Below are 17,073 nucleotides of genomic sequence, written 5' to 3' on the forward strand. Positions count from 1 at the left end.
GCACGGCCCGGTCAAGCTGAAGGTCACCTCGAACCCCACCACCGACTACCTCTACGACGTGGTGCACCACTGGACCGGCGCCGTCCCGGCGGACCCGACCTGGCGCGTCACGCAGCGCGAGCTGGGCAAGGTGGACGTCTCGTTCCGCAACCACCGACAGGGCAAGGCGATGGAGTTCCGCCCCGACGTCTGGCGCGGCTGGGTGGTCGGCAACCAGCTCACCGCTCCCGCCCAGGGCGACCGGACCGACTGGGTCACCGCCGACGCCAGTTGGCTGGACGACGCCTTCATCCTGAGCGAGACGGGGCAGCACGCGATGGACGTGCTGCGCTACCCGGCCGGGAAGACCGCCGAGGTCAGCTGGTTCGGGCCGATCCAGCGCCCCCGGATGGGCCCCATCGGCTACCAGCCGGTGCGCTACCTCGACGGGGTCTACATCCCGGCACCCGGCTGGGGCGACTCCGGCTCCGGCCACGTCGGAGAGGCCTACGGCAACTACGACGTCAAGGACTGGATGTCGCTCTACCAGGGCGACCGGCAGCTCAACTGGGGCAACGCCGAGTACCTGCCGATCACCGGACTCGCCCCAGAGCGGCTGCCCTACCGGCTGGTCGTCGACAACGACCGGGCGGCCTGGACCCACCCGTACTCGACGCACACCCTGACGGAGTGGAACTTCACCTCCGCGGCCACCGGGCCCGAGTCGGCGGTGTCCCTGCCGCTGATCCAGCTCGACTACGGCGTGGACACCGACAGGGCCGGCCGGGCGGACCGGCACGCCAAGCTGACGGTGACCGCCTCGCACCTGCCCGGTACGACCGCCGCCATCGGGAAGCCCTCGCTGGAGGTCTCCTACGACGACGGGAAGACCTGGCAGCGGGCCGACCTGGACCGCAGCGGCAGCGGCTGGCGGGCGGGCCTGCGCGCCCCGAAGTCCGCGGGCTTCGCCACGCTCCGGGTCACCGCCCGGGACGACGCGGGCAACACCGTCTCGCAGACGATCACCCGGGCCTTCGGCCTGCGCTGACGCCCGGCAATACACCCGGCGGGCGGGACCGCGGCCAGCGGCCCCGCCCGCCGGCGTTCCCGGGCGCTCCGCTCCGCTCACGTCGAGCGTCGACCCCGCTCGTCCCCGCTCGTCCCCGGTCAGCCGCCGGCCGGTGCCGCGGGGGCCAGTCGCGCCGCCGGCGGGAGCGGTGCGTGCCGGGGGCAGGCTTCGAACGCCTGGATCACCAGCCCCGCGAAGCGTCGGGAGGCCGTGACCTGGGTGGCGGTCGATGCGGTGTGGATCCCCTTGTTGGCCATCAGGACGAGGATGAGGTCGTCCAGGACGAAGTCGGCCCGCAGGCGCCCCGCGTCCTTGGCCCGCCGGGCCAGTCCGGCGACCGCCTTCACCGTGTACTCACGTCCCCCGGCATCCGGCGTCCCCGGGAAGGCCGACAGGAACGCTTCGGTGAAGCCCCGATCGCGTGCGTGCAGCTCGCAGATCTTCTCGATCACCAGGCACAGGCCACGCCACGGATCGGGGTCCGCGCACCCCTCGTCGACGATGGCCCGGCATGCGTGCAACTGGTCCGCGAAGGCCTCGGCGACCAGCATCTGCTTGGTCGGGAAGCGCCGGTACAAGGTGGCAGGTCCCACCCCGGCGCGCCGCGCGATCTCCCGCATCGGCACCTCCAGGCCGCCGGCCGAGAACAGCGCCCGGGCCGCGTCGAGGATGCGGTCGCGGTTGTCCATCGCGTCGGACCGCAGCTTCTGAGGCACTTGGTCGGTCACGCGTCTCACTTTACCCAAACGGACGGGGGCGTCCGGTTACCGTCCACGGCGTGGAGCCCGCCGGAAGGCGGTCCGAGAACAGGGAGACGACAGTGAAGGCGATCGTGATCCGGACGTTCGGAGGTCCTGAGGGTCTGGCGGTGGTCGACCTGCCGGTACCCGCGCCTGCTGCAGGGCAGGTGCTGATCGCCACCGAGGCGGTGGGTGTCGGTGGTGTCGACACCGTGATCCGGAGCGGGGCTCTGGCCGCCTACGGATTCACGGAGGGCTTCATCCCGGGCAGCGAGGTGGCGGGCACCGTGACGGCGGTCGGCGACGGCGTCGACGCCTCGTGGATCGGCCGGCGGGTGTGGGGCTCCACCGGCACCGGCGGCGGCTACGTCGAACAGGCCGTCGTACCGGTCGAGCAGATCCTTCCGCTGCCCGGTGGCCTGTCCGTCGTCGACGCGGTGACGCTCGGCAGTGCCGGCGCGGTGGCGCACTTCGGGCTTCGCCACGCCCATCTCGCCCCCGGGGAGACCGTCTTGGTGCGGGGCGCGGCCGGCAGCATCGGGATCATGGCCGTGCAGCTCGCGGCCCGCGGTGGTGCCTCCGCGGTGGCGGTCACGACTTCGTCGGCCGGGCGTGGCGAGCGGCTGCGCCGTCTCGGCGCGACCCACGTGCTGGACCGCTCCGGCGACGGAGGGGAAGAGGCTCCTGCGGGCTATGACGTCATCATCGACGTCGTGGCCGGCGAGGACATGCCGTCGTTCCTCGACAGGCTCACCCCGAACGGCCGCATGGTGGCCGTCGGTGCCGTCGCGGGTCAGCCGCCCGCGGACTTCGGCACCAAGCTCATGGCGGCGTTCCAGAAGTCGTTGTCCTTCGCCACTTTCAGCGCGGCCACCGTCGCCCCGGCGGACCTGCGTGCGGTGCGCGGCGAGCAGTTCGCCGCGGCCGGTCGCGGCGAGATCGCAGCGGTGGTGCACGAGGTGCTGCCATTGGACGAAGCCGTGCCGGCGCACCGGAAGATGGACGCGGGCGAGGTCTTCGGCAGGATCGTGCTGACGCCGTAGTCGAAGGTCCCGACGCCGGGACGGCCATGCGTCCCGGCGAGGGCACGAGGTCAACGTCCCTCGGGCGGCGGGCCGGCGCCGAACGCGGCGACGGCGTCGAAGAAGTGGAGCGCCTGGTCGACGAAGTCCTCGCGGGAGAAGGCGAGGCCGCCGTCCACCCAGTTGAGCAGGATCTGGTTGACCCCGCCGACCACGGCCATGGCCATGGCGGTCACGTCGGTGCCGGGGGCGGCCCAGTCCTCGCGGAGCAAGGACTCCACCAGCGAGGCGAGCCGGCGCAGGCCGCGGCGTCGTTCGGCCGCGGCGAGCGGTCCGCCCGCGAGTGACTCGACCAGTTTGATGCGTCCCTTGCGCGGGTCGTCGACCACGCCGCCGGCCAGCACGTCGAGCATGCCGCGTGCCCGGTCGTGGCGCGTTCCGCCCGTGGCGAGGGCCGCCCGGCACCTCGCGGCCTCGTCCTGCTGGATCTCCTCGAGGATCGCGGCGAACAGTTCGTCGAGGGAGGCGAAGCTCTCCGTGAAGTAGCGGTCGGGCAGCCGGCAGTGGCGGAGCACCGCGCGCATCGAGGTCCCGCCGTAGCCCTGGGCGGAGAACAGCTCGATCGCCGCGTCCATGATGCGGCGCCGCCGCGCCGCGACGCGCTCCTCGGCGGTCATTCCGCCGTACTTCCTCATACGGTCACCCCGATTCCACATCTGAGGGCAGATGCCATCAGATAGGAGTATTCTCGGCCATCAGTAGCGAAAAGAACGCTTCCCACGCGGCGGAAGCCGCCACCGGCCGCCCGACGGCCGGCTGGACGGACGCACGCCGGCTTCCCGCCGCGCCGAATCATCCGAAGCCGGGTGAAGACGGCCCGGCCGCAGCCGGAAGAAGTACCCATCATGGATGTGAAACGCCTGTTCATCGGGGGGCAGTGGACGACACCAGCCGGTAGCCGGACGATCACCGCCGCGTCCGCCAGCACCGGCGTGTACCTGGGCTCGGTGCCCGAGGCCGTGGACGCGGACGTGGACGACGCCGTGCGGGCGGCCCGTGCCGCCTTCGACGCCCCCGGCGGGTGGCCGCGGTGGGAGCCCGAGCGCCGCGCTTCGGTCATGCTGCGGCTCGCCGACGCGCTCGAGGCCCGGAGCCGCCTGACGGCGAGCACGGTCAGCGCGCAGAACGGCATGCCGATCTCCACGGCCGAGCCCTTCGAGGGGACGGTCCCGGCCGCCCTGCTGCGCTACTACGCGGGCCTCGTCACCGGGGCGCCCCTCGAGGAACGCCGCGCCGGGCTGCCCGGCGGCAGCACCCTGGTCCGCAGGGAACCCGTGGGGGTGGTCGCCGCGATCATGACCTGGAACTTCCCGCAGACCATCGCCTTCTTCAAGATCGCGCCCGCGCTGGCCGCCGGCTGCACCCTGGTGCTCAAGCCGGCGCCGGAGACCGTGCTCGACTCGATGGTCCTGGCGGACGCGATCGAGGAGGCGGGCCTCCCCGACGGGGTCGTCAACATCGTGCCCGGCGGTCCCGGCGTGGGCGCGCACCTGGTCTCCCACCCCGGGGTCGACAAGGTGTCGTTCACGGGGTCGACCGCGGCGGGACGGCAGGTCGCGGTCGCGTGCGCGTCGCTGATGCGCCCGGTGACGCTGGAACTGGGCGGCAAGTCCGCCGCGGTCGTCCTCGACGACGCCGACCTGGGCTCGCTGACCGAGCCGTTCTTCATGGCCGGCCTGCTGAACAACGGCCAGACCTGCTTCGCCAGTACGAGGATCCTGGCCCCCGCCGACCGTTACGGCGAGGTGGTCGAGTTCTGCACGGCGATGGCGGGCGGCGCGGTCGTGGGCGACGCCCTGGACCGCACCACGCAGATCGGACCGCTCGTCAGCGCCCGGCAGCGCGACCGCGTGGAGGGCTACATCGCCAGGGGACTGCGCGAGGGCGCCCGGCTGACGACGGGCGGCGGGCGGCCGGCCGATCTCGACCGGGGATGGTTCGTCCAGCCGACCGTCTTCGCCGACGTCGACAACGCCTCGGTCATCGCCCAGGAGGAGATCTTCGGGCCGGTCCTGTCGATCACGCCGTACGACGGCGAGGACGAGGCCGTCGGGCTCGCCAACGACTCCGCGTACGGCCTCGCGGGCACGGTCTGGACCGCCGATCCCGAGCACGGCACGCGCGTCGCCCGGCGGATCCGCAGCGGCACGGTGGGGATCAACGGTTACGTGCCCGACCTCGCCTCCCCGTACGGGGGCGTGAAGGCCAGCGGCCTCGGCCGGGAGCTGGGCCCGGAGGGGCTCCAGGCGTACCAGGAGTTGCACTCCGTCTACCAGCCGTAATGCCCGCGCCATGGCGCGGTGGACCTTACAGGCCCGGCAATCGTCACCTCCTTGACAGGTGACGATTGCCTGTGCGACCGTCGGCAGCAGCCGCGGTGGTGCCCGACTCCGCCGATCCCCCACCGGAGGGTTCCGTGAAAGTGCTCAGCGTCATGAAAGTGGCCACGGTGGCCGTGGCCGTCGTCACCATCGCCTGCGGGTGTTTCCTCCAGGTCTTCTGAGGACGACACCGCGAGAGAGAGGACCGGCATGCCGAACACGCAGAAGGCCGTCAAGGTCGTCAAGGTCGTGAAGGTGGCCAAGGCCGCGGACACCGGCGCGGTGACGCGCCAGGCCCGCTTCGGCGCCCTGCCCGAACGCGTCCGGCCCGAGGACACCACCGAGGTGGTGCCCATCGTGGAGCGGTACCCGTCGCAGGACCACTACGACCACGAGAAGTGGCTCACCTGCAGGTGGGTCTAGCAGACACGCGCCGCGACCCCGGACGGACTCCGGTCCGTCCGGGGTCGCGGCGATGAGGCCTACGGGGTGCGCCCCTTCATGACGTGCAGGGACACCGGGACCGGCGGCAGCCAGTACGGTGTGTCGCTGCGCATCACCAGGGACGCCGTCCGGTCTTCCGGCCCGCGGATCCCACGGGCGTCCGCCGTGACGGTGAACGTCGCCCGCTCGCCGGGCCGCAGGGTCAGACGGACCGGGCTCTCCGACAGCCAGCCCACGTCCGTCTCGGTCCCGTCCCAGCCCGGCAGTTCCTCCACGGTGGCCACCGGCACGGGGAAGCGGCTCTGGTCGCTGCCGCCCACCCGGTACATGCCGGGCGCGCCGCCGCCGCGGTACACGGCGGTCGTGGTGCGGGGCAGCGCGGACCAGGTGTCGCTGCCGGGGTCGTAGGCGTAGCCCTCCGGGGTCAGGACCCTGTTGACGCCGACCCGCTTGAAGCCGCCGGACACCAGGAGCCGCCCGTCGGCGGCTGCGTAGGCGGCGGTGGCCAGGCCCACGGGCATGTCCGCGAGGGGCTGCCAGGCGTCGGAGGCAGGGTCGTAGACGTACGCCGCGGCCGTCTCCACGTATTCGTGGGTGCCGCCCGCGCAGTAGAGCTTGCCGCTGATGGCACCGCACGAGGCCCAGCTGACCGACTGCGGGTAGTCCGCGGCCCTGGCCCACCTGCCGGAGGCCGGGTCGAAGACGTACACGGTGCTCGCGCACTCGGTGTTGGTGCAGCCGCCGACGACGTACAGCCGCCCGTCGAGGACGGCGCCCGCCGCGCCGTAGTGGCCCTGGGGAACGCCAGGGCCCAGCGCCCAGGTGTTCCGCGCCGTGTCGTAGACCTGCAGGGTGCTGCTGACCGTCTCCTGCGGGCCCCAGCCGCCGACCGCGTAGAGGCGGCCGTCGATGATCCCGTGGGCGGTGGCCTGCCGGGGCTCGGGCGCGGTGGCGCCGCGGGTCCAGGTGCCCGCCGACGGGTCGAAGACGTACAGGTCGGCGGTGGGCGTGGAGCCGTCGGAGCCGAGGGCGGAGTAGAGCCTGCCGCCGTAGGTCTCCACCGCGTTGTCCATCACCGGGGCGGGGAGGTCCGGCAGGGTGCGCCAGCCCGTGGCCGGGGGCCCGGAGTCCGGGCCGGAGCCGGTGCGTTCGCCGATGCGGAGCGTGGCGGTGGCGGTTCCGGTGTTGCGCACGGTCACCTTCCGGGCCGCCTTGCCACCGGGTGCGGTGGTGGTGTCGATCCGGGTGGTGCCGACCGACAGCCGCCCCGCCGTGAGGGAGAAGGAGGCCTTGACGGCCCGGTCCGGCCGGACGGTCACGGTACGGGACGCCGTCCGGTACGCGGGCTTGGCGACGGTGACGGCGCGGCTGCCGCCACCGGGGACGAACAGCCGGTAGAGGCCGTCACCGGTGCGCGGGTCGCCGGTGGTGGCGGTGGTCGGCGCCGAAGGGCCGTGGGCCCCGCCGTGCACCACCGCGCCGACGAGTCCCCGTCCGGTGTTGGCGTCGGTGACCGTGCCGGTGACCACTCCCCCGCGGACGGGGGTGAGGACCCGCCGGCTGACCGCCACGTCGTCGACGGCCCACAGCATGCCGGGCCCGGTGAAGTGGAAGCGCAGCCGCACCGCGCGCTCGCCGGCGTAGGCGGTCAGCGGGACGTCGACGCGGCCGCTGCTCCACAGCTGGTCCTGGTGCCACACCGTCGTCCAGGTCCTGCCGCCGTCGTCGCTGACGTCGACGTCGCCGCTCTGTTCCGCGGAACCCTGGTAGTCGGTGGCGAAGGCCAGCGCGGGATCGCCCGTACCGCTGAAGTCGTAGGCGGGGCTGATCAGCTGGGTGTCCAGTGCGGTGTCCCAGCCGGCGTGGTCGTTGTCCGCGACGGCGAAGGCTCCGGAGCCGCCCGTGGTGTTGCCGCGGCCGCCCGGATCGTCGAACGCCCAGCCGTGGGCGGTGCCGGGGGCGTCGACCACGCTCCAGCCCCCGGGTGCCCCGGCCGTGGAGTCGAAAGGCTGCGTGTCGAGGGTGCGCACCGTCAGACGGTAGGCGGGGTTGCCGGTCGCCCAGGTGTCCGCGGGCAGCGCCAGGCGCAGGCCGCGGTCGGCAGAGCCCACCGTCACCTGCCGTACCAGGGACCGGTAGTGGGAGTCGTCGCTGACGACCCGGAGGGTGTAGGTGTGGTTCCCCGGGAGGTCGAGGCGGTACGCGCCGGTGGAGGCGTCGGACCAGACCGGGGCGCCCGGGACGCCGTCCACGGTGATCTTCGCGTGGAGCGGCCAGCCGTGCCCGGACCCGTCGATGACGGTGCCTGAGACCCGATAGGTAGGCAGTTTACGCAGGCCGACGTCCCGGGGCAGCGCGGCGCCGTCGGTGACGTCGACGGCCGCGGCCTGCCCGGGCGCGTAGCCGTACGCCTCGACCCGGACGTCGTGCCGGCCCGCGGGCAGCGGCAGGCGGTAGCGGCCGCGGGCGTCGGTGGTGGCGCGGAAGATGCCCGCGGTCACCACCGCCGCGGGCACGGGCGCGCCGCTGCGCCGGTCGGTGACGGTGCCGGTCACGGTGCCGTGCGGCCCCATCCGGAAGGCCCCCGTGCCGCCGGGGGTGCCCAGGCCGGTGGGCCCGTCGTAGCCGGGGCCCGCGGTGCACAGGTACGCCGGGGAACACCGGCCGTTGGCGCCGGAGGTGACGTCGTGCAGTCCGGCGCCGCCGGAGGCGTACGGGTAGGTGTTGGGGTAGGTTCCGGCGACCGGGGCGTCGGCGGTGGCGTAGACGCCGGCGATGATGGGCGCGGAGGCGCTGGTGCCGCCCGCCACGCCCCAGCCGCCGCCGCTGTAGCTGTCGTAGACGGCGACACCGGTGGCCGGGTCGGCCACGGCCGAGACGTCGGCGACCGTGCGCCCCGGGCAGCCGGTGTCCTTCTGGAAGGCGGGCTTGGCCTCGTAGCGGGAGCAACCGGAGCCGGTTCCGGCCCCGTCGTGGCTCCACACCGACTCCGCCCAGCCGCGGGCGGTGCCGGCGTCCCGGGTGAGGGTGGTGCCGCCGACCGCGGTCACGTGGGGGGACGCGGCCGGGTAGGCGACGCCGTAGCGGGAGTCCCCGGACGATGCGACGACGGCGACACCGGGGTGGTCGTAGTGGACGTCGGCCGCGGACTCAGCCGGGTCCTCGGGGAAGAACGCGTAGTTGGAGCCGTAGGAGTTGGAGACGTATCCCGCGCCGAGCGCCACGGCCTGGTCGACGGCGGCACCGAGGTCGTCGATGCCGGCGGAGTCGGCCTCGACGAGCAGGATCCGGGCGTTCGGGGCGACGGCGGAGACCATGTCCAGGTCGAGGGAGATCTCCCCGGCCCAGCCGGGGTCGGGGTCCGGGTAGTCGGTGCCGCCGCGCTGGTCGACCTTGGTGAAGCAACCGTCGGCGGTGGTGCAGGCGGGCAGCCCGTACTGCGCCCGGTAGAGGGCGAGGTCGGCCTCGGCGTTCGGGTTGTCGAAGGCGTCGACGACGGCGATGGTCCGGCCCGCCCCGCCGTCGGCGGGCAGGCCGTAGGCGCTGCGCAGGTCGGCGGGCCCGAAGCCCTCCGGGTCCTGCCCGGCCGCCCGCGCGCCCTTGCGCGCGGGAACGTCGGTGCGGCGCAGTCCGAAGCAGGTGAACTCGTGCGGCTTGGGCTTACCGCAGAGCGGCTCGACGTGGCCCCCCGGCGTCTGCGCGGACGTGGGCGGCGCCGTGGTCCGTCCGCCCTCTGCGGCCAGGGCCTGGGCGGGGACGCCGAGCGCGGCGAGGACGGCGGCGCTCAGCAGCCCGGCGCCGAGGGACAGCCGTCTGCGCCGCTGGGGCGGACGGCTCGGGAACATGGACAAATCGCAACTCCTGTCGGCATCCTCGGGCGGCGGCACACACCGCCCCCGGATGGGTGAGTTGCACGAAGTCCGGCGGAAGTTCCGGGTCCGGCGGGGGAATTTCCCGCGAACCGCGGTCGCCGGCGTGTCAGGCCGTGTCCACCAGCCACTGCCGGACCTGTCTGCGCGCCTTGTGCAGCCGCGACTTGACCGTCCCGAGCGGGATGCCGAGGCGCTCCTCGATCTCGCGGTACTCCATCTGGCAGATGTCGCGGTACACCAGCGGCGCGACCAGTTCGGGGCCGGTGGCCTCCAGCCGCTCGAGGGCCTCCAGCAGGTCGAGCCGGGTCCCGGCGACCACGCTGGTCCTGCGCGGGTCGGGCGTGTCGGCCTCGGCCGCGGAGAGGGGCTGCTCGGCGCGTCGCCGTTTGAGTTCGCGGTACTTCTGGCGCGAGCAGTTGGCGACGACCGTGTACAGCCACGTGTGGAAGAGGCTCCGTCCCTCGAAGGAGCCGATGCTGCGGGCGACTTGGAACAGCACGTCCTGGGCGGCCTCCTCGGCGTCCTCGCGGTGGGGCAGGAAGCGCCCGCAGCGGCGCAGGACCTCGGGCCGGATCCGCGCGAGGAGCAGTTCCAGGGCCGCGGCGTCCCCGGCCGCCGCCCGCGCGGCGAGCTCCTCCGTCTCCTGGGCGGGCGTCACAGGGGTCCTCCTCGGTCCTTCTCGGGGTCGGTGCATGATAGGCACATGCCCCCACCTCAGCAGATCGGCCGCTACCGGCTGGTGCGACCCGTCGGTTCGGGGGCGTTCGCGATGGTGTGGCTGGCCCATGACGACTCGCTCGACGCGCCCGTCGCCGTCAAGGTGATGGCCGAGAACTGGGCGTACCGACTGGACCTGCGCGAGCGCTTCCTCTCCGAGGCCCGCCTGCTGCGCAAGGCCGCGTCCAGCCGGCTCGTGCAGGTCTTCGACATCGGGGAACTGCCCGACGAGCGGCCGTACTTCGTGATGGAGTACGCCGACGGGGGCACCCTGGACGACCTCCTCGGCCAGGGACGGCCGGTCCTGGCCGAGGCGCTGCGGCTGACGGCGGAGGCCGCCCGCGGTGTCGCGGCGCTGCACGAGGCGGGTGTCGTGCACCGCGACATCAAGCCGTCCAACGTACTGATCACCGGGGCGCGGGAGGGTCAGGAGCGGGTGCTCGTGGCCGACCTCGGCCTGGCGAAGGCGCTTGCCCAGGCCTCCGGTCTGACGATGGCCGCCGGTTCGGCCGGCTACATGGCGCCCGAACAGGCCCGCCCGGACGGGGGCATCGACGTGCGCGCCGATGTGTACGGCCTGGGGGCCCTGCTGTACCACCTGGTCACCGGCTCGGTGCCCGGCCCCGCGGGCAAGGTCGTACGGCCCGGCCGCTTGCGCCCGGACCTCCCGGCGGCCGTGGAGCGGGCGGTGCTGCGCGCCCTGGAGCCGGACCGGCGCAAGCGCTGGCCCAGCGCGTCGCGCTTCGCCGACGAACTGGACGCGCTGGCCGCCCGGTCCGCGGGCCACGAGGAAGGACGGCCGCGCCGGCGGCGTGGGCGGACCCTGGTGATCGCCCTGTGCGCCGCGGCGCTCGCGGCCGCCGGCGCGGGTCTCGCCGCCTCGCGTTCCGGGGCCCCGCAGAAAGTGCCGCCGGTGTCGGTCAGCGACGCCACCGGCCGGATCCGGGTGCAGGTCCCCGCGGGCTGGGGCCGCGAACTCGTCCGCGGCGGCTGGAGCCCCGGGGTGCTGGGCCTTCCCGACGCCCATGAACCGGCCCTCCTGGTCGCCGGCGACGTGAGGAGCTGGCAGGACCTGGGCTCCGGCGTCGACGGCGTGTTCGTCGGGCTGAGCGAGCGGGGCGACCTCACCACCCGGGTGGACGCCGTCCGGCACGGCGGCTGCCGCTACCGGGGCAGCCGCGGCTACGGGACCGAAGGGTCGCCGGGATGGAGCGGGCGGGTCCGCCACTGGACCGGCTGCGGCGCGGAGGGCGGCTCGATCGACGAGATCAGCCTCACCCGGGCGGGTGCCGCGCAGCCCCAGGTGTACGTGCAGATCCGGCAGGACGGCGGCCCCGGCCTGACCGACGATGTCCTCGGCGGCCTGCGGATCACCGGTTGAGCGGTGCCACGGATCGCCGAGAACTTCCGCCGCCCGCGGTGCATCTCACCAGGAGTACAGGATGCGGACCCGGCACAGGGCACCCGGCGGCGCCCTGCCGAGGAGGAAAGAGACATGCGCGTGGCCCAGCACGAGGCAAGGCCCATCGAGCGGCTCGACCGGAGCGCGACGCCGTCCGGCCGGCTCACCGGCCGCGGCGGAGTCGTCCCGCTGCTCGCGGGCGGGCTCGTCCTGGCCGCGGCCCTGACCGGCTGTGGGGCCGGCGGGAATGGCACCGCGAGCGCCCCGCACACCCTCCCCGGCTCGGCCGGTCCGGCGAGCGGGGATCCGGCGAGCAGTGAGCCGCCGACCTCCACCACGCCCTCCGAGGACACCGCCGGCTCCGCCCCCGCGGCGCACCCGCCGTCCCCCACCGCCTCCACGCCGCCGCAGGCCGGCGGGCGCTGCCGCACCTCGGACCTCAGCGCGTCGATCGGCCGCAACGACCCCGGCGCGGGCCAGGAGAACTTCCCGGTCGTCCTCACCAACCGCTCCGCTCGCACTTGCACGGTCCACGGCTTCCCGGGCGTCGCCTTCGTCAACGCCGCCGGGGAACAGGTGACCGTGGACCCGGAGCGCGCCACGGGTCAGCCGGCACGGCGGGTCTCGCTCGCGCCGGGAGCCAGTGCCTGGTCGGCGATGTCCTTCTCCAACCCGGCCGTCACGGGCGTGACCACGGTGACCCCGGCGGCGGTGCTGGTCACCCCGCCGGACGAGACGACGTCCCTGAAGGTGCCGTGGACCGGCGGCAAGGTCTCCAACACCGGCAAGGCGTCCGTGCCCCGCCTGGGGCCCTTCCAGCCGGGCAGCGGACCCGCGTGACGGGTGCGGCGCGGCTCATCGCCGCCGGGCGGCCCCGAGGAGCCGGCCCAGGGGGCCTTCGTGGAGGCCCTCGCTGGTGAGGGCGTGGTAGAGGATCACCACGGCGATGCACACCAGCCCCACGACGGGGGCGATGAACCAGCCTCCGATGCCGCAGACCACGTACAGGACGAGACCGGTCAGCGGGCGGGTCCGCTGCGAGCGGAGGTAGCCGGGCGACACACCGGGCTCGAGCAGTTCCGGGTGGTCGCACAGATAACCGAACACCCCCCACCACGGCGCCGACATGACGGCCGCGACCAGCGCGTACAGGACGACCGCGACGCGCTGGTCGTGAGGGGTCCCCGCATCGCCGAACGCATCACCGAGGACCGCGGTGGGGAACGGCACGATGACGGCGCTGAACAGGATGGCGAGATTGATCCACAGCAGGCCGACGTCCATCCGGCGGATCAGGCGGAAGAGCCCGTGGTGGTTGAGCCAGATGACGCCGACGTAGACGAACGAGACGAGGAACGCCACGTACGCCGGCCACTTGCCGGCGAGCCCCGGCACGAGTTCGCCGGGCCCGTGGTCCGGATCGTAGAGGTCGAGGACGAGCAGCGTGATCACGATGGCGAAGACGGCGTCGCTGAAGCCCTCGACCCGGCTGGTGTCCGCCAGGCGCATGCCGTCGTCGGCGGCCGGGCCTGACGGAACATCACGATCCGGTCGGTTTGCCATGGTGTGATCCTAGGCGCCGGGGTACGGGGGCGACGGAGGCCGAAGAGCATGTCGGTCGCGGGGGCGCCGGCGCGGGATTCTCGCTTTCTTCGCTGGCCATTCGAGCTGCGCATGCCCGATCGGTGGCGATGTGCCGCAGCGTTGATCAAAGATGGACTGATGGATTACAGCTTCGAGGTCGTCATCCTTCCGGTGAGCGACGTCGACCGGTCATTGGTCTTCTACACGGAGCGCGCCGGCTTCACCCTCGACGTCGACTACGCGCCCGGCGACGACTTCCGCGTCGTGCAGCTGACGCCGCCGGGATCGGCGTGCTCGGTGCAGATCGGGATCGGTCTCACCGATGCCGTCCCGGGTTCGCTGCGCAACCTCCACCTGGTCGTCGCTGACGTCGAGCGGGCCCGCCGGGATCTCGCCGGGCGCGGCGTGGCGGTCGGCGAGGTCCGGCACAAGTGGCCCCTCGACGGGTGGAGGGGCGGTTTCCGGCCCGGGCCTGACCCCGAGCGCCGTGACTACGCCAGTTTCGTCGACTTCGCCGACCCGGACGGCAACACCTGGGTGGTGCAGGAGCGCGGTTTCCACCGGGCGGAGTGAAGCCGGCGCGCACCGCCGCAGAGAGAGCCGGGCGATTTTCGGCTTATGGACGTTTCGAACAGTTCGGATAGATTTTAGACATGGCGACACTGCGGGCGCTGGAGTGCCTGGTGGCCCTGGTCGACGAGGGTTCGGTCACACGGGCCGCGGCCTCCCTGCACATGTCCCAGCCGGCGCTCTCCCACCAGATCGCGGCGCTGGAACGGGAACTGGGCACCTCCGTGGTCGAGCGGCTGGCCCGCGGTGTGCGGGTGACGGCGGCCGGCCGTGCCGCGGCCGAGGAGGCCCGGATCGCACTGGCGGCCGCGACCCGGGCCGTCCGGATCGGACGGCAGGTCGGCGCGGGCAGCGGCGGGCGGCTGCGGATCGCCTGCGCGGAGACCATGACCGCGTGGCTCCTCGTACCGGTACTGCGCCGCTGGCGCTCGCGCCGGCCCGAGGTCCGACTGGAACTGGCGGAGTTCAGCAGCGCCGACCGCATGGTGGAGCACCTGATGAACGGCGCCACCGACCTGGTGGTGGGACCGGAACCCACCGCGACCACGGCCCACGCGGAGGTGCTGGGGCGGGAGGAGATGGTGGTGGTCACCTTCCCCGGCCATCCCTTCGCCTCGCGGGCGTCGGTCGCGGTCAAGGAGCTCGCCGACGAGCCCTTCGTCCACTACGACCCGGACAACGGGATGGCGGTCTGGGTGGACCGGTTCGTCACCTCGCACCAGGTGACCCTGAGTCCCGTGCTGCGCACGCGCAGTCCGCGCACCGCCGCTCAGCTCGCGGGAGCGGGCATGGGGGTGAGCCTGGTCCCGGTGTCGGCCCTGGCCGGCCGTCCCGCGGCGGTGGTCCGGCGGCTGGAGCCCCGCGTCCACCGCGACATCGTGGCCCTGACGATGACGCCCTCGGACGCCCTGGTCCGGCGGTTCATCGCCGACCTGCGCAGCCGGGGGCTCCCGAACGTGGACACGGCCGCGGCGCTCCCGACCGCCTAGCCGCGCCCGGCCCCGCCGTCGTCGGTGCCCGCCCCCACAACAGCAACCGATCACAGCGCCCAGGAGGTCAGAGATGACCCGCACCGTCCACTACCGCACCACCGAGGTCAACGGCCTGGAGGTCTTCCACCGGGAGGCCGGTGACCCCGGGGCACCCGTCCTGGTGCTGCTCCACGGGTTCCCGACGAGCTCGCACATGTTCCGGAACCTGATCCCCGCCCTCGCCGACCGCCACCGCGTGATCGCCCCCGACCACATCGGCTTCGGCCAGTCGGCCATGCCGGCGGTGACGGACTTCCCGTACACCTTCGACGCCCTCACCGAGGTCACCTCCGGGCTGCTCGAACAGCTCGGCGTGGACCGCTTCGCCGTGTACGTCCAGGACTACGGCGCCCCCCTCGGATGGCGGCTGGCGCTGGCGGACCCGCGGCGGATCACCGCGATCGTCAGCCAGAGCGGCAACGCGTACACGGAGGGGTTCGTCATGCCCTTCTGGGACGGGCTGTTCGCCTACTCCAAGGACCCGAACCCCGAGACGGAGGCGCCGGTGCGCGGCGTGCTGACCCTGGAGGCCACCCGCTGGCAGTACCTGAACGGGGTGGCCGACCCCAGCCTGGTCAGTCCCGACAACTGGGTCCACGACCAGGCGCTCCTGGACCGGCCGGGCAACGCCGAGATCCAGCTGAGCCTGTTCCGCGACTACCCGCGCAACGTCGACATGTACCCGGCGGTCCACCAGTACTTCAGGGACTCCCAGGTCCCGCTGCTGGCCGTGTGGGGCGGGGGCGACGAGATCTTCGGGCCCGACGGTGCCCGCGCCTTCCGGCACGACCTGCCGGACGCCGAGGTACACCTGGTGGAGTCCGGGCACTTCGCGCTGGAGAGCCATCTGGAGCCCATCGCGGAGTACATCCGTGGCTTCCTGGGCCGGGTCCCGGTCTGAGCGGCGGGTCGCCGCCCCGGGCCGGGCAGCTCATCCGGCCGGGGTGCGGCCGGAACGGTTGCGTTCGTAGTGGCGTGCGACGCGGGTCCGGTTGCCGCAGATGTTGCTCGCGCACCATTTGCGGCGCCTGTTCCCCGCCAGGAACAGCATCGAGCACTCCGGGTTGGCGCAGCGCCGCAAGAGCCGCAGCCGGTCGGGGTTGCCCAGCAGCGCCACGGCCTCGGCCGCGATCACCGCGAGCGCGGCGTTCCCGCCGTATTCGGTGTGCCGCCTGGCGGTCTCCCGGAGTCCTTCCCCGGTGACGACGAGCCGGGGGCTGACGGGCGCGGAGGCGGCCGCGGCGTTGATGTCCTCCACCGCGGCCGGATCCACGGACCGGCCTTCCAGATGCGCGTCGAACGCCTCCCGGACGGCCGCGCGGAGCCTGCGGGTCGCCACCGGATCGGGGGCGGGGCCCGGCGGGAGCCGCCTCGCCTGGATCCCCCACCAGGCGGCGGCCGCGGCAGGGGTGCCGATCAGGTCGGCGGCCGGCTCGCGGGCGGTCTTCACCGTGTCCGCGAGGTCCAGGACGACCAGGGGTTCCCCGCCCATGGGGAAACCCGCGGCCTGCAGCTCCTCGAGCCCTACACGAACGCTCACAGATGAAAGATATGCATTAGAAGACCGGGAATCCAGCGGATCCCCGACCGTCGAATTACGACGTGATCGCCTCCAAAAGACGAATCCTTGATCGCTTGTTCCACGCCACTAACGGTTCTAGCGTCGAAGTATCCATTACGACGGCCGACGAGGAAGGAAGAGCCATGGGACTGTCCTGGCAGCAAGGTCCGCTCTCCGCCACCCGGATCGGGCACTTCCTGGTGCCCGATCCGCTCCCCGAGCGCATGCTCTTCGCCGAGCGCCTGCGACGCCGCATGCGGGTCCGGTTCGCGGACGAGTGGATCGCCGACAGTGAGGACGTGGTGCTGCTCCACGAGCCGGGCCGCTATCCGGTCGCGTACTTCCCGCGCTCCGACGTCCTGCCCGAGGCGCTGGTCGCCGGGGACCACGTCACGCGGCACAGACGAAGCTCAGGCCCACCATGACCAGCAGGCAGAACGCGCCCAGCAGCACGGTCGGCAGCACCGGCCACATCGCGGCGGCCAGGGCGGGCGCGACGGGCAGCAGGCGGCTGATCGCGATCTCGCGCGGGGTGGCGAACGCCAGGGCGGCGATGAGCACGGTCAGGATCACCGGGGACAGCCAGGGAGCCTCCCAGCGGCCGTCGAGGCGGGCGCGTCGGCGCCGCGGCCATCCGGACATGATCACGAGGCGCATCATACCGGGGCAAAAGGGAAGGAAGGTCGACCTTCCGGCCGGAC

16 protein-coding genes and 1 pseudogene are annotated in these 17,073 nt (G+C 73.3%); 10 read left to right on the forward strand and 7 right to left on the reverse strand.

What is annotated here, in order from left to right; all coding sequences use genetic code 11:
- Nucleotides 1–1,027 (forward strand): Ig-like domain-containing protein (locus PV350_RS17450; protein WP_500334696.1); only part of this gene is annotated, 1,027 nt, incomplete at its 5' end.
- A gap of 119 nt (nt 1,028–1,146) precedes the next feature.
- Here PV350_RS17450 and PV350_RS17455 read toward each other — a convergent pair.
- Nucleotides 1,147–1,776: a TetR/AcrR family transcriptional regulator gene (locus PV350_RS17455; protein WP_500334698.1), complete on the reverse strand. Its 630-nt coding sequence runs from the start codon at nt 1,774–1,776 to the stop codon at nt 1,147–1,149.
- 92 nt (nt 1,777–1,868) lie between these two features.
- Between PV350_RS17455 and PV350_RS17460 the strand changes: the two genes are divergently transcribed.
- Nucleotides 1,869–2,831, forward strand: coding sequence for a zinc-dependent alcohol dehydrogenase family protein (locus tag PV350_RS17460; protein ID WP_500334700.1), 963 nt, complete (start codon nt 1,869–1,871; stop codon nt 2,829–2,831).
- Nucleotides 2,832–2,881: 50 nt separating this feature from the next.
- Here the strand turns inward: PV350_RS17460 and PV350_RS17465 are convergent, their stop codons facing one another.
- Nucleotides 2,882–3,505 (reverse strand): TetR/AcrR family transcriptional regulator, encoded by a 624-nt coding sequence (locus PV350_RS17465; protein WP_500334702.1) that lies wholly within the window; start codon nt 3,503–3,505, stop codon nt 2,882–2,884.
- A gap of 210 nt (nt 3,506–3,715) precedes the next feature.
- On the opposite strand from PV350_RS17465, the gene PV350_RS17470 reads away from it, so the two are divergent.
- Entirely contained in the window at nt 3,716–5,152 is a 1,437-nt protein-coding gene (locus PV350_RS17470) for an aldehyde dehydrogenase (protein ID WP_499509080.1), read from the forward strand.
- Nucleotides 5,153–5,401: 249 nt separating this feature from the next.
- The gene (locus PV350_RS17475) at nt 5,402–5,614 is read left to right on the forward strand and encodes a hypothetical protein (RefSeq protein ID WP_500327631.1); all 213 of its coding nucleotides are present in this window, start codon (nt 5,402–5,404) and stop codon (nt 5,612–5,614) included.
- Between the two features lie 59 nt (nt 5,615–5,673).
- On the opposite strand, the gene PV350_RS17480 is transcribed toward PV350_RS17475, so the two are convergent.
- The gene (locus PV350_RS17480) at nt 5,674–9,480 is read right to left on the reverse strand and encodes a carboxypeptidase regulatory-like domain-containing protein (protein WP_500334704.1); all 3,807 of its coding nucleotides are present in this window, start codon (nt 9,478–9,480) and stop codon (nt 5,674–5,676) included.
- Between the two features lie 133 nt (nt 9,481–9,613).
- A complete protein-coding gene (locus PV350_RS17485; protein WP_500334705.1) occupies nt 9,614–10,201 on the reverse strand; it encodes an RNA polymerase sigma factor in 588 nt (195 codons plus the stop codon).
- Nucleotides 10,202–10,210: 9 nt separating this feature from the next.
- Here PV350_RS17485 and PV350_RS17490 point away from each other — a divergent pair, with 9 nt between their 5' ends.
- A complete protein-coding gene (locus tag PV350_RS17490) occupies nt 10,211–11,605 on the forward strand; it encodes a serine/threonine-protein kinase (RefSeq protein ID WP_500334707.1) in 1,395 nt (464 codons plus the stop codon).
- Between the two features lie 114 nt (nt 11,606–11,719).
- A complete protein-coding gene (locus tag PV350_RS17495) occupies nt 11,720–12,466 on the forward strand; it encodes a DUF4232 domain-containing protein (protein ID WP_499509085.1) in 747 nt (248 codons plus the stop codon).
- A 15-nt stretch (nt 12,467–12,481) separates the two neighbouring features.
- Here PV350_RS17495 and PV350_RS17500 read toward each other — a convergent pair whose 3' ends face one another.
- A complete protein-coding gene (locus tag PV350_RS17500) occupies nt 12,482–13,189 on the reverse strand; it encodes a TMEM175 family protein (protein ID WP_499509086.1) in 708 nt (235 codons plus the stop codon).
- 159 nt (nt 13,190–13,348) lie between these two features.
- On the opposite strand from PV350_RS17500, the gene PV350_RS17505 reads away from it, so the two are divergent.
- The 3 genes from PV350_RS17505 (at nt 13,349) to PV350_RS17515 (ending at nt 15,712) form a co-directional block, all read left to right on the forward strand.
- Nucleotides 13,349–13,783, forward strand: coding sequence for a VOC family protein (locus PV350_RS17505; RefSeq protein WP_499509087.1), 435 nt, complete (start codon nt 13,349–13,351; stop codon nt 13,781–13,783).
- Nucleotides 13,784–13,863: 80 nt separating this feature from the next.
- Nucleotides 13,864–14,769 (forward strand): LysR family transcriptional regulator, encoded by a 906-nt coding sequence (locus PV350_RS17510; protein WP_499509088.1) that lies wholly within the window; start codon nt 13,864–13,866, stop codon nt 14,767–14,769.
- A gap of 73 nt (nt 14,770–14,842) precedes the next feature.
- On the forward strand, nt 14,843–15,712 hold the full coding sequence (locus PV350_RS17515) for an alpha/beta fold hydrolase (RefSeq protein WP_500334710.1): 870 nt from the start codon (nt 14,843–14,845) through the stop codon (nt 15,710–15,712).
- Nucleotides 15,713–15,742: 30 nt separating this feature from the next.
- Here PV350_RS17515 and PV350_RS17520 read toward each other — a convergent pair whose 3' ends face one another.
- Nucleotides 15,743–16,351 (reverse strand): CGNR zinc finger domain-containing protein, encoded by a 609-nt coding sequence (locus tag PV350_RS17520; RefSeq protein ID WP_500334712.1) that lies wholly within the window; start codon nt 16,349–16,351, stop codon nt 15,743–15,745.
- 275 nt (nt 16,352–16,626) lie between these two features.
- On the opposite strand from PV350_RS17520, the gene PV350_RS17525 reads away from it, so the two are divergent.
- Nucleotides 16,627–16,797, forward strand: coding sequence for a DUF427 domain-containing protein (locus PV350_RS17525; protein ID WP_500334742.1), 171 nt, complete (start codon nt 16,627–16,629; stop codon nt 16,795–16,797).
- Here the strand turns inward: PV350_RS17525 and PV350_RS17530 are convergent.
- A pseudogene (locus PV350_RS17530) lies at nt 16,775–17,014 on the reverse strand (serine/threonine-protein phosphatase); the annotation flags it as partial. The gene PV350_RS17525 and the pseudogene PV350_RS17530 overlap by 23 nt on opposite strands.
- Nucleotides 17,015–17,073 lie beyond the last annotated feature (59 nt).

The organism is Streptomyces sp. PA03-6a, from assembly GCF_033792765.1.
Classification (GTDB): Bacteria; Actinomycetota; Actinomycetes; order Streptomycetales; family Streptomycetaceae; genus Actinacidiphila.